This window comes from Psychrobacter sp. R86515 (assembly GCF_042466315.1).
Lineage (GTDB): Bacteria > Pseudomonadota > Gammaproteobacteria > Pseudomonadales > Moraxellaceae > Psychrobacter.
Window position 1 is genome coordinate 453,651 of sequence record NZ_JAXHCC010000001.1, and the last position, 13,807, is coordinate 467,457.

General features: G+C 42.7%; 10 protein-coding genes and 1 tRNA gene. All 11 read right to left on the reverse strand.

The window, feature by feature from the left end:
* Window positions 1-110: 110 nt before the first annotated feature.
* The gene (rpoB, locus tag SJY28_RS01880) at window positions 111-4,229 is read right to left on the reverse strand and encodes a DNA-directed RNA polymerase subunit beta (protein ID WP_201568644.1); all 4,119 of its coding nucleotides are present in this window, start codon (window positions 4,227-4,229) and stop codon (window positions 111-113) included.
* Window positions 4,230-4,993: 764 nt separating this feature from the next.
* Complete coding sequence (rplL, locus tag SJY28_RS01885; RefSeq protein WP_057761722.1) at window positions 4,994-5,365, reverse strand: 50S ribosomal protein L7/L12; 372 nt, start codon at window positions 5,363-5,365, stop codon at window positions 4,994-4,996.
* Window positions 5,366-5,485: 120 nt separating this feature from the next.
* Window positions 5,486-6,013: a 50S ribosomal protein L10 gene (rplJ, locus tag SJY28_RS01890; RefSeq protein ID WP_057761724.1), complete on the reverse strand. Its 528-nt coding sequence runs from the start codon at window positions 6,011-6,013 to the stop codon at window positions 5,486-5,488.
* 457 nt (window positions 6,014-6,470) lie between these two features.
* Entirely contained in the window at window positions 6,471-7,172 is a 702-nt protein-coding gene (rplA, locus tag SJY28_RS01895) for a 50S ribosomal protein L1 (RefSeq protein WP_057761725.1), read from the reverse strand.
* Window positions 7,172-7,603, reverse strand: a complete 432-nt coding sequence (gene rplK / locus SJY28_RS01900) for a 50S ribosomal protein L11 (RefSeq protein ID WP_057761727.1) — start codon at window positions 7,601-7,603, stop codon at window positions 7,172-7,174. The genes rplA and rplK overlap by 1 nt, the downstream gene beginning before the upstream one ends.
* A gap of 90 nt (window positions 7,604-7,693) precedes the next feature.
* Entirely contained in the window at window positions 7,694-8,224 is a 531-nt protein-coding gene (gene nusG / locus SJY28_RS01905) for a transcription termination/antitermination protein NusG (protein ID WP_057761729.1), read from the reverse strand.
* Window positions 8,225-8,295: 71 nt separating this feature from the next.
* Window positions 8,296-8,781, reverse strand: coding sequence for a preprotein translocase subunit SecE (secE, locus tag SJY28_RS01910; protein WP_057761731.1), 486 nt, complete (start codon window positions 8,779-8,781; stop codon window positions 8,296-8,298).
* 51 nt (window positions 8,782-8,832) lie between these two features.
* Window positions 8,833-8,908: transfer RNA gene (locus SJY28_RS01915), tRNA-Trp, on the reverse strand.
* A gap of 330 nt (window positions 8,909-9,238) precedes the next feature.
* Window positions 9,239-10,429, reverse strand: coding sequence for an elongation factor Tu (tuf, locus tag SJY28_RS01920; protein WP_057758488.1), 1,191 nt, complete (start codon window positions 10,427-10,429; stop codon window positions 9,239-9,241).
* Between the two features lie 223 nt (window positions 10,430-10,652).
* Entirely contained in the window at window positions 10,653-12,779 is a 2,127-nt protein-coding gene (gene fusA, locus SJY28_RS01925; protein ID WP_057761733.1) for an elongation factor G, read from the reverse strand.
* A 343-nt stretch (window positions 12,780-13,122) separates the two neighbouring features.
* Entirely contained in the window at window positions 13,123-13,596 is a 474-nt protein-coding gene (gene rpsG / locus SJY28_RS01930; protein ID WP_057761735.1) for a 30S ribosomal protein S7, read from the reverse strand.
* Window positions 13,597-13,807: the final 211 nt, after the last annotated feature.

A 13,807-nucleotide genomic window follows, 5' to 3' on the forward strand; every position in this document is an offset into this window, starting at 1 on the left:
ATTGACGCAGATAAGATGAATGAAGGCAATGAATAGGGTTGAGACAAATCACTAAAAGCAGCAGCAATAAAGCAGACTGCCTTTAGTGGACAACTAAGTTAAACAACGGGCTAGTTGCTTTGTTTTAACTCAATATTAATACCCAGTGATTTGATTTCTTTGGTCAGTACGTTGAACGACTCAGGCATGCCTGGATCCATATACTGCTCACCATCAACGATGTTTTTGTACATACGAGTACGGCCTTCAACGTCATCCGACTTCACTGTTAGCATTTCTTGCAACGTGTAAGTCGCGCCGTATGCTTCTAGTGCCCACACTTCCATCTCACCGAAGCGCTGACCACCAAACTGAGCTTTACCACCCAATGGCTGCTGCGTTACTAGAGAATAAGAACCGGTTGAACGCGCATGCATTTTGTCATCAACCAAATGGTTAAGCTTGAGCATGTACATGTAACCAACGGTTACTTTACGGTCAAACTTCTGACCTGTACGACCATCATATAACGTCTGCTGACCATCGCGATCCATACCAGCAAGCTCGAGCAAATCTTTAACTTGGCTTTCTCTTGCGCCGTCAAATACTGCTGTGCCCATCGGTACACCGCCACGTAAGTTGTCTGCTAGCGCCATGATGTCATCATCACTCAAGCTATCAAGATCAACTTGCTCACCGCCTACTTGGTTATAGATTTTGTCCAAGAAGTCACGTAGCTCTTTGATTGCTGCTTGCGATTTGAGCATACCGTCAATCTTCTCGCCCAACCCTTTCGCTGCCATACCCAAATGCGTCTCTAGAACCTGACCAATGTTCATACGAGATGGTACACCAAGTGGGTTCAATACAATGTCAACGGTATTACCATTTTCATCATAAGGCATGTCTTCAACTGGCATGATGCGCGATACAACACCTTTGTTACCATGACGACCAGCCATCTTATCACCAGGCTGAATACGACGCTTAACCGCTAGATATACTTTAACGATTTTTTGTACGCCATGTTGCAAGTCATCACCAGCAGTCAATTTGCGTTTTTTCTCAGCAAACTTCACATCGATGTCTTTTTGCTTATCAACCAAGTAATCAGCGATTTGCGTTAGACGCTCAGAGATTTCTTCTTCTACTGGCTGAATATCAAGCAATGTCTCAAGGCTCATATCTTTCATATCAGCCAATGCCATAACCGTACCAGCTTTTAGACCAGCACCGCCGCTGACTTTTTGGCCATCTAATAGATTACCAATACGACCACGTGCTGCTTCTTCAAAGATACGTAGCTCTTCTTTCAAATCTTTACGATAGCTATCAAGCTGCGATTTTTCAATCGCTCTTGCGCGTGCGTCTTTTTCAACGCCATCACGGGTGAAGACCTGTACATCAATAACCGTACCTTTACTTGAAGTTGGTACACGTAGTGAAGTGTCTTTCACGTCAGCCGCTTTTTCACCAAAGATAGCCCGTAGTAGTTTCTCTTCTGGCGTTAGTTGTGTTTCACCTTTTGGCGTCACTTTACCAACTAGGATATCACCAGCGTCAACTTCAGCACCGATATAGACGATACCTGCTTCATCAAGACTTGATAGTGCTGCTTCACCAACGTTTGGAATATCAGCAGTGATCTCTTCTGTACCTAGCTTGGTATCACGAGCCACACAAGTCAATTCTTGGATATGAATCGTAGTGAAACGATCTTCTTTAACTACTTTTTCAGATAACAAGATTGAATCTTCGAAGTTGTAACCATTCCACGGCATAAATGCAATGCGGATGTTCTGACCTAATGCTAGCTCACCAAGATCCGTTGAAGGACCATCAGCCAAGATATCACCCAAAGCAATCTCGTCACCTTGGTTAACGATGATACGTTGGTTGATACAAGTGTTCTGGTTAGAGCGCGTGTATTTGATCAAGTTATAGATATCGATACCCGCTTCACCAGCAGTCATCTCGTCTTCGTTTACACGAACAACGATACGTGATGCGTCAACATCTTCAATCACACCGCCACGCTTAGCGATAACACAGACACCAGAGTCACGAGCAACGTGACGCTCCATACCAGTACCTACTAACGGCTTATCAGCACGTAGCGTAGGGACAGCCTGACGCTGCATGTTCGAGCCCATCAAGGCACGGTTAGCATCATCATGCTCTAGGAACGGAATCAAACCTGCTGCAACCGATACTACCTGACTTGGTGATACATCCATATGCGTCACTTTTTCTGGCGGCATACGAACAAATTCACCATAGCTACGTACACTGACCATCTCGTCAGATAACGCGCCATCTTCAGTCATCGGAGAATCAGCCTGTGCAATGACAGTACCTACTTCTTCGATTGCTGATAAATACTCAATAACGTCAGTCACTTTACCATCAACCACACGGCGATAAGGCGTTTCTAAGAAGCCAAAGCTGTTGGTTTTAGCAAATGTTGCTAGTGAGTTAATCAGACCAATGTTTGGACCTTCAGGAGTTTCAATAGGACATACACGGCCATAATGGGTATCATGTACGTCACGTACTTCAAAGCCTGCACGTTCACGAGTTAGACCACCAGGTCCTAACGCTGATACACGGCGCTTATGGGTAACTTCAGACAACGGGTTGTTCTGATCCATAAACTGTGACAACTGGCTTGAACCAAAGAATTCTTTAACCGCAGCCGCTACTGGCTTAGAGTTAATCAAATCTTGTGGTGACAGGTTGTCTGACTCTGCTGAACTTAAACGCTCTTTTACGGCACGCTCAACACGTACTAGACCAACACGGAATTGGTTTTCTGCCATCTCGCCTACTGAACGAATACGGCGGTTACCAAGATGGTCAATATCATCGACATCGCCGCGACCGTTACGAATCTCGATAAGCTCTTTTAGAACGTTAACGATATCATCGTTGGTCAATACACTGCGTTCGCGCTGAATATCAGGATCATCAGTGTTATCAAATTCTAAACCAAGACGACGGTTGAACTTCATACGACCGACGTTTGATAAGTCATAACGATCTGCGTTGAAGAACATGCTTTCAAACAGTTTCTCAGCAGTTTCGACCGTTGGTGGCTCACCTGGACGCATTACTTTGTAGATTTCGATCAACGCTTCTTCACGGCTTGATGTACTATCAGCACGTAGCGTATCAGCAATATAACTACCTTGGTCGATATCGTTCGTGAATAGAATGCTGAATTCTTTGATAGATTCACTGGCTTCAAACGCGCTCAATTTAACCAATAATTCATGGTCGATTGGCGTATTTGCTTTAGCGATGATTTCGTCATTAACAACGATGTCTTCTGCTAAGATACGCTCATACAAATACTCATCAGGCACAGCAATCTTCGTCATACCTGCTTCTTCAAGCTGACGGATACGGCGTGCGTTAATACGTTTGCCCTGCTCTACGATAACGTCACCTTCAGGTGATACGATATCAAACTGAGCCATTTCGCCACGTAGACGATCAGCAACTAAATCAATTTCAAACTGCTCTTCGCCTTTATAAACAGCAACTTTATCAAAGAATAAATCTAGGATTTCAGAAGTTGTTAGACCAAGTGCGCGTAGGATGATTGACGCAAGTAGTTTACGGCGACGGTCAATACGAGCAAATACTAAATCTTTTGCATCAAATTCAAAGTCTAACCATGAACCACGGTAAGGGATAATACGTGCGTTATAAAGCACCTTACCACTTGAATGCGACTTACCTTTATCATGATCAAAGAACACACCAGGTGAACGATGTAGCTGAGATACAATAACACGCTCAGTACCATTGATAATAAAAGTACCGTTAGCCGTCATCAAAGGCATCTCACCCATATAGACGCTTTGCTCACGGATATCTTTGATAGCAGCTTTGCTATCTTTGTCTTTGCTGTCTTTGTCTTTGATGATCAAACGGATTTTGACACGCATAGGCGCAGCAAACGTTGAACCACGTAAGATACACTCACGCTCATCAAATTCAGGCGTGCCTAAATAGTACTCAACAAATTGTAGCTCTGCGTTACCAGAGTGACTCTCAATTGGGAAAATAGAGGAATACGCAGCTTGCAAACCAGTATTCTCACGAGCTTTTGGCTTTTTGTGCTCTTGCAAAAATTGCTCGTAAGAATCTACTTGAATAGACAGTAAATAGGGAATGTCCATTACAGTGGGCAATTCAGCAAAACTTTTGCGAATACGCTTTTTTTCAGTATAAGAATATGCCATCGAGAGTCCTTACAGTAAACGTGGAAACAAATTAAAAGCGTGGCCAGTATGCATAAATACGATGCAAACGTGACGACGTAAACGATAATATAAAACGGGTCTTCGTGTTCAGTTCATGTCTTTTCTGTCAATTACTACTTTACTCTTCAGTGCTTACCTAGCACACTTCATTTAATATCGTCGTTGCTTGCTAGATTCATGGTAAGTGAATCAGTCTATATGACTATTGCAACCAAAAAATTCAATATTATATAATCTGTAACGCATTGCCTATCAGGCTTAATTTACAAATACATTGCTGGGAAATAATGTCTATTAAGATTGCATCTATACTACTTGCCATCTAGACTACTTATCACCGAACTATGTTCCCTACACATACAAACTGTCTATGAGACTAAATATCGACAGTCATGCCACATCAAGTAGGCAACTTATGATCAACAGCTTTTTTAAGAATACCGCTTTTTTCAGGATTAATAATCGGGGTAACTATAACTTTTAGAATCAGTATAAACTATAGTGTTGATAGGAAAGCATGCAGACACAAAAAAATGCCAAACATCTACAGACGTTTAGCTCATATTAACTGATTTCAAAAACTGGCATGTGTGCTTGCATGTATATCGTCTGTCCTTTTGATGGGTATCCACCGTGATGTTGCATACGTATGTTGGCAGACACAAAAGGTCAAGCTACGAATTATAGTAAAAAAAAGCTGGCAATGCAAGGCATTACCAGCTTTTTTTCGTACAGTGTTAAACTTATTTTAGTTCAACAGTTGCACCAGCTTCTTCAAGTTTCTTTTTCAACTCTTCAGCTTCAGCTTTAGATGCGCCTTCTTTGATTGGAGCTGGAGCGCTTTCAACCAAATCTTTCGCTTCTTTTAGGCCAAGACCAGTAGCTTCACGTACGGCTTTAATTACGCCAACTTTCTTCTCGCCAAAGCTGGCAAGAACTACGTCAAACTCGTCTTTTTCTTCAGCAGCAGCAGCAGCAGGACCAGCAGCAGCAGGTGCAGCAGCAACAGCAGCTGTTACGCCGAATTTTTCTTCCATGTCGCTGATTAACTCAACGATATCCATTACTGACATTTCAGCGATTGCATTTAACACGTCATCTTTAGATAGTGCCATGAGAACTCTCCGTTATCTGATAAAAATTAATTGATTCTAATATCGCCTTGATTGCTTGCCTAATGTGACAATAAAATGCAACCAAAATTAGCGATGTTAAAGTTACGTTAAAACAAGCAATTAAGCAGCTTCTTTTGCGTCTTTGATTGCCGCTACAGTGCGAACGAACTTGCCAGGAACAGCGTTCATAGTCTGGACAAGCTTGGTCACTGGTGCATTCATAGTAGCCATCAAGATAGAGATTGCTTCGTCGCGAGTTGGTAGCTTCGATACGCGCTCTAGCTCTTCTGGACCATAAACTTCACCACCGACTGATACTAATTTGGTCTCTAAAGCTTTGTTATCTTTGCTGAAGTCGAAAACGACTCGAGCAGCAGATCCCAAATCTTCCATAGAGAAAGCCAAAAGTAGTGGACCAGTCATACGGTCTGACATGCTCTCAAACTTAGTGCCTTCAAAAGCGCGTTTTGCTAGTGTATTTTTTACCACTTTCAAAACAACACCTTTATCACGAGCTTGTTCGCGCAGCTTAGTAAGCTGTGCAACACCAATACCGTGATATTCGGCAGCTACTGCTGAGTAAGCATTAGCAGCAACTTCAGACACTTCAGCCACAACTTGTTGTTTTTGTTCTAGCGTTAATGCCATAAGTTGACTCCTTTAATCTTATCAATCGACTTATAATAAAAGTGCCAAAAACAAGGTTTTTATGCGCTCAAACTGTAAGCTAAGACTGACTTGATACGACACATTACCAGTGGATTCAATTAATAAAAAAAGCATCTACTGGTAACGACTGATTACGGCACCGTTATCAGAATGACGTTGAGTAATAGTTTGAAGGTTATAAATAACCTTATCGCCCTATTCGCTCGTGTCTTAAACTGTGTGGGCCACCGTCTGCGTAGGACAACTAAGATTTTCATCTGTCGTCGATTAACAAAAGTGACTTATTATCATAAGCAACTATCCGAAGATCGCTAACTATGACTCTAAACTACTCTCTACCTACGGTCTTAGACAGCGTAGCAAATACTACGCTGACCTAATTCTTTAAAAACTGTTTGTGTTTATCACTCAAAATATTTGAAGATAAAAACTTTAATTATTTAGCAGTACGATAAGGAACAGCGTCGATCGTTAGACCTGGACCCATCGTGCTAGACAAGGTAATTTTCTTAATGAAAGTACCTTTAGAAGTAGCAGGCTTAGCACGCTTTAGATCAGAAAGAATCGCTTGAGCGTTCTGCTCGATTTGATCAGCAGTGAAACCAACTTGGCCGATAGTTGCATGGATGATACCAGCTTTATCAACACGGTACTGAGCCTGACCAGCTTTCGCATTAGTCACAGCTTCAGCAACGTTTGGCGTTACTGTACCAACTTTAGGGTTAGGCATTAGACCACGTGGGCCTAGGATAGTACCTAACTGACCAACAACACGCATTGCATCTGGAGCTGCGATAACAACATCAAAGTCCATGTTACCGGCTTTGATTTGCTCTGCTAGGTCTTCAAAACCAACGATGTCTGCACCAGCTTCTTTAGCGGCTTCAGCAGCAGCGCCTTGAGCAAATACAGCAACGCGTTTGGTTTTACCAGTACCAGCAGGTAGGTTGGTTGCACCACGAACTACTTGGTCAGATTTACGTGGGTCAACGCCCAAGTTTACTGCGATATCGATAGACTCTTTGAACTTTAGCGCTGGCAAATCGTTTAGGATTTGAACCGCTTCTTCAATAGTGTACTGTTTTTCATTATCAATACGGCTTTGAATTTCTTTTTGACGTTTGGTTAGCTTAGACATTATACACCCTCCACGGTAATACCCATTGAACGTGCAGTACCAGCGATGGTACGGACAGCAGCGTCAAGATCAGCTGCAGTTAAATCTGCATTCTTAGTCTTAACGATGTCTTCTAGTTGTGCACGGTCAACTTTACCAACTTTAGCAGTGTTCGGTGTACCTGAACCTTTAGCAATACCAGCAGCCTTACGTAGTAAGTATGCAGCTGGTGGTGACTTCATGATGAAGGTAAAAGACTTGTCGCTGTATACTGTGATCTCAGTTGGGATCGGTAGACCTGGCTCTTGGCCTGAGGTCGCAGCGTTAAATTCTTTACAGAACGCCATGATGTTCACGCCTTTTTGACCCAAAGCTGGACCAATAGGTGGTGAAGGATTTGCTTTGCCTGCAGGCACTTGCAGTTTGATGTAACCATCAATCTTCTTAGCCATGATACTCTCCTAAATGGGTAATAGCGCCAAATCAACGTGGTATATACCTAATTGACTAACAGCTCCCCGGTTGATGAATTTTTTGCTAATTTAGTCCAGTTTTTCAACTTTACTAAATTCAAGCTCAACCTGTGTAGGTCGATTAAATACGTTTACCGTTAGATGTAGTTTAGACTTCTCATAATCCACTTTTTCTACCAACCCTTTAAAGTCAGTAAATGGACCATCGATAACCAACAACTCTTCGCCTGGCTCAAATAGAGTCTTAGGACGTGGGTCAGTTTCAGTCTGGTTCAAACGGTTTAAAATGCGATCAGCTTCTACTTGCGTAATCGGTGCAGGCATCTCAGGCGTACCACCGATGAAGCCCATAATACGAGGACAGTCTTTTACGATGTGCCAAGTATTATCGTTCATCTCCATCTGGATCAATACATATCCAGGAAAGAACTTACGCTCACTCTTACGTTTTTTGCCGTCTTTCATTTCGACGACTTCTTCAGTAGGAACCAATACATCACCGAATGACTCAGCGAAGTCACTACGATTAATACGATCAGTTAATGAACGTTGTACTTGTTTTTCATATCCTGAAAACGCTTGGACAATATACCAACGCATATCACGCTCCTGATCATTATAAATAAGTCGTTATGAGTAAATGTCTCGCTAATAGTCACTAATACGTGCTATTAACCGATAAAGATACCAACGAACCAATTAAAAAAGTTATCCAATAACCAAATAAAGAAACCAGCAATCGCAATCACAACAATTACTTGCCATGTGTACTGAAAGGTTTCGTCTTTACCTGGCCATGTCACTCGGCGAAGCTCAACGGCAGCGTCTTTTAGCAATATTTTAAAAGCACGGCCTTGATGCGTTAACGCCAAACAGACTAATGCAAATACAACAAGTGCGACAATAATACCAATACGTACCCAGACGTCGTTGGCAGGTTGCCAATAGCCTGGTAAATATTGATTTACTAAAGTCGCACCGATTAATACAGCTGCGGCAAGTAGCCACAAAATCAAATCTTTTATTGAGCCAGTCTTAGCCACTTCAACAGCAGTAGTACCGCTAGCTGAAACATGCTTATTTTTAGACAGCATTCCACCAGCAACCGCCTTGGCATCAGATAACTTAGTCTCGAGGTTATCTTGATCATTGCTCATAAAGAACTCGCTTCGGAGATGGTGGGGTACAACAAAGATGTGATAAGAAGATGGCAGGCGATGTAGGACTCGAACCTACAACCCTCGGTTTTGGAGACCGATGCTCTACCAATTGAGCCAATCGCCTATGGGTGTAAAGGACAGCATTATACAATATTTAGCATAGAATGCAAGCCCTTGACGGTAAAATTATTAATTTTACCTGATTTTGCACTGCTGCAATCTAAAACAGCTGCTAGCGTTAAGTGCAGCGATAATATAACAAGCTATGCCGTAGATTACAATATGCTATCTAACAAATAATTGTCTCTGTCATGGATATTGCAAATCTATTGATACGCGCTAAGCCTAATTCTATTTTTGAACGTGCTTCACTATCCTCAATAAAAAAAGGCCACCCTAAATAGGATGGCCTTTTTTATGACTAATTCAAAAGCTCATTACTGAGACTTAAGTATTAGTTCAATACGTTAGCAACAACACCAGCGCCTACAGTACGGCCGCCTTCACGAATAGCGAAGCGAAGACCTTTGTCCATAGCGATTGGGTGGATAAGCTCTACGCCCATCTCAACGTTATCACCAGGCATTACCATTTCAGTACCGTCTTGTAATTGGATTGCGCCAGTTACGTCAGTAGTACGGAAGTAGAACTGTGGACGATAGCCGTTTAGGAATGGTGTGTGACGACCACCCTCTTCTTTTGACAATACATATACTTCAGCGTCAAACTTGGTATGAGGAGTGATTGAACCTGGTTTAGCTAGTACTTGGCCACGTTGTACGTCTTCACGCTTAGTACCACGTAGTAGTACGCCACAGTTTTCGCCTGCACGACCTTCGTCAAGCAGTTTACGGAACATCTCTACACCAGTACAGGTGGTTTTTTGAGTGTCACGGATACCAACGATTTCGATCTCGTCGCCAACTTTAACGATACCAGATTCAACACGGCCTGTTACTACAGTACCACGACCTGAGATTGAGAATACGTCTTCGATTGGCATTAGGAATGCTTTGTCGATGTCACGCTCTGGCTCTGGGATATAAGTGTCTAGTACGTTTAGTAGTTCTACAACAGCTGGTTGGCCGTATTTTTCTTCTGAGCCTTTTAGGGCTTCAGTAGCAGAACCTTTAACGATAGGAGTGTCATCGCCTGGGAAGTCATAGTCGTTCAATAATTCACGAACTTCCATTTCTACTAGCTCTAACAATTCTTCGTCATCAACCATGTCACATTTGTTCATGAATACGATGATGTACGGTACGCCAACCTGACGTGAAAGCAAGATGTGCTCACGAGTCTGTGGCATTGGGCCGTCAGTTGCAGATACGACTAGGATTGCGCCGTCCATCTGTGCCGCACCAGTGATCATGTTTTTAACATAATCGGCGTGACCTGGGCAATCTACGTGAGCATAGTGACGGCTGTCTGTGTCATATTCTACGTGTGAGGTGTTGATCGTGATACCACGTGCTTTTTCTTCTGGTGCTGAGTCAATAGACGCGTAGTCTTTGGCTTCGCCACCAGAGGTGATTGCAGCTACGGTTGCGATTGCAGCGGTAAGGGTTGTTTTACCATGGTCAACGTGTCCGATTGTACCGACGTTGACGTGTGGCTTGTTACGTTCAAACTTGGCCTTTGCCATGGGTATTTCCTCTTTTTTTGGGGTTCAAGACTTAACTCATATAAATATGATTATTAAGACGATTTTGACCACATTAAGATAATTGTTAAAAGGTTGCACATACTAATGTGCAGATATTATAAGAAAATCGCGGCCAATAACAAGTCTTTTAACAAGTTATTGGCGTATTCTTTAGTGACAATACACAGACGCACTCTATATTGTCACTTTCAGTAAGCTTTATTTACTCGTCATCATCTTTAGAGTTGAACTTAGAGATGATTTCAGCAGCAACTGATTTTGGAATCTCAGCGTACTTTTGGAATTCCATTGAATAAGTTGCACGGCCTTGTGACATAGAGCGCATTTGAGTGGCATAACCAAACATTTCCGCTAATGGTACTTCAGCACGAATCTGTTTAGTACCGCCAGGTAGATCTTCCATACCCTGTACCAAACCACGACGACGGTTAAGATCGCCCATGATGTCGCCCATGTAGTCTTCAGGTGTTTCAACTTCTACTTTCATTACTGGCTCAAGTAGCGCTGGATCAGCTGCTAAGAAACCTTTTCTGAAGGCCATAGAACCAGCCATCTTAAATGACAATTCATCAGAGTCAACGTCATGATAAGAACCATCATACAAGGTCGCTTTTACGCCAACTACTGGGTAGCCTGCAAGTACGCCGTTTTTCATGCGCTCTTGGATACCTTTGTCAACAGCACCGTGGAATTCTTTTGGTACAGTACCACCAACAACTTCTTCAGCGAATTCATATTCAGTGTCGCCAGCTGGATCAAGTGGCTCAAGACGTAACCAAACGTGACCAAACTTACCACGACCACCTGTTTGACGTACGAATTTGCCTTCTTGTTCAACAGTGTTACGAATCGTCTCACGATAAGCAACCTGAGGTGCACCGATGTTTGCTTCAACGTTGAATTCACGCTTCATACGGTCAACAAGAATCTCTAGATGTAGCTCACCCATACCACTGATGATTGTCTGACCAGATTCTTCGTCAGTGTGTACACGGAACGATGGATCTTCTTTTGCCAAACGGCCAAGAGCGATTGACATTTTTTCTTGGTCAGCTTTGGTTTTTGGCTCAACAGCTAGAGAGATAACTGGATCTGGGAATTCCATACGCTCAAGAGTGATCACGTTGTCTTCATCACATAGCGTATCACCAGTAGTCACATCTTTCATGCCGACTAGAGCTGCGATATCACCAGTACGAATCTCTGCAAGCTCTTCTTGAGAGTTTGCCATCATCTGTACGATACGGCCAACACGCTCACGCTTCATTTTAACTGGGTTATAAACACTGCTACCCTGCTTCATTACACCAGAATAAACACGTACGAAGGTTAAGTTACCAACGAATTTGTCATTCATGATTTTGAACGCTAGTGCTGAGAAAGGTGCTTCATCTGATGCTTCACGGCTGCCTTCGCTTTCGTCTTTGTCATCAAGAATACCTTTAATAGCAGGTACGTCGATTGGTGCAGGTAGATACTGAATAACGGCATCTAGCATCTTCTGTACACCTTTGTTCTTAAAGGCAGTACCACAAAGAAGCGGGATGATTTCATTATCGATAGTTAACTGACGAATAGCACCGTGAATTTGTTCTACAGTCAACTCACCATTTTCTAAGTATTCGTTCATCAACTCTTCGTTTGCTTCAGCAGCGCTTTCTACAAGGTGCTCGCGGTATTCTGCTGCTTTTTCTTGTAGTTCAGTTGGGATTTCGCGCTCATCATACTGCATACCTTGAGACGCTTCGTCCCAATAGATAGCTTTCATGGTTACTAGATCAACAACGCCTTCGAAGTCATCTTCTTTACCGATTGGGATAACCAATGGTACAGGGTTACCGCCTAAGCGAGTTTTGATCTGTTCGATAACACGATAGAAATCAGCACCAACACGGTCCATTTTGTTTACAAATGCAAGACGTGGTACTTTATATTTGTTCGCCTGACGCCATACGGTCTCAGACTGTGGCTGAACGCCGCCTACTGCACAGTAAACCATGCAAGCGCCATCAAGTACACGCATAGAACGTTCAACTTCGATCGTGAAGTCAACGTGACCTGGGGTATCGATGATGTTAATACGGTGTTCGTCAAACTGTTTAGCCATACCTGACCAAAAACAAGTTGTTGCCGCTGAGGTAATAGTAATACCACGCTCTTGTTCTTGCTCCATCCAGTCCATAGTGGCTGCGCCATCATGTACTTCGCCAATTTTGTGGCTAACACCGGTATAGAATAAAACACGCTCTGTAGTGGTTGTCTTACCAGCATCGATGTGCGCTGAGATACCAATATTGCGATAGCGTTTTAGGGGAGTTTTACGAGCCATAGTGTTTTCCTAGGAAAAGTCGTGTATATAATAATGTATTGTGTCTCTACCTCATACTCTATGACAAAGCGTTCAGCTTCGTAATATTACTTACTGATTATTGAGCCTAATACGGACAAAAAAAGAGCAAATACTAAGAATAGTGCGGCATCAAATTTGGGATGCTCTCCAGCAAAAACTGTATTTGTTAAGAGAGACATCTGGATAGATGTCCGCCACCTCAGTCATCAATAAATAACATTTATATATGACCGAATGATGATGGCGGCAATCAATAGAATAAACAACAATGTAAGATTAAATGGCATGAGCCACTAATCTCAAGCTACTATTAAAAAGTAGCTTAGAAACGGTAATGAGAGAATGCTTTGTTAGCATCTGCCATGCGGTGAACTTCGTCACGCTTTTTCATAGCAGCGCCTTTGCCATCAGCAGCATCATTCAATTCGCCAGCTAAACGCAAAGCCATTGATTTTTCAGAACGCTTAGCAGCAGCTTCAGCTAACCAACGCATAGCCAATGCAGTACGACGGGAGGGGCGTACTTCCATTGGTACTTGATAGGTTGCACCGCCAACGCGGCGAGCTTTTACTTCTACCATTGGGCGTACATTTTCTAGCACTTCTTCGAAGAAAGATACTGGATCTTCAACTTTACGCTTCTCACTTACTGTCTCAAGTGCACCGTAAACGATACGCTCAGCAGTAGATTTTTTACCATCACTCATTACATGGTTGATAAATTTTGCAACAGTTTGGCTACCAAACTTAGGATCCGGTAGGATCTCACGGGCAGCAACGACGCGACGTCTTGGCATAATAAATTTCCTTATCTTCAGGAGTGTCTAACATTCACAACATCGACTACTTATCACTAGGATATAGCAGTGAGTTATCAGTTAGCCTTACTGCATGGTGGTATGTTTTAAGAGTAAATCCCAGATATATATTTATATAAAAGCGATATTACTACTGACACCAAACCCATGCACAGTTATTGGGTAGTGCAAAAAGCTTATTTAATAACGT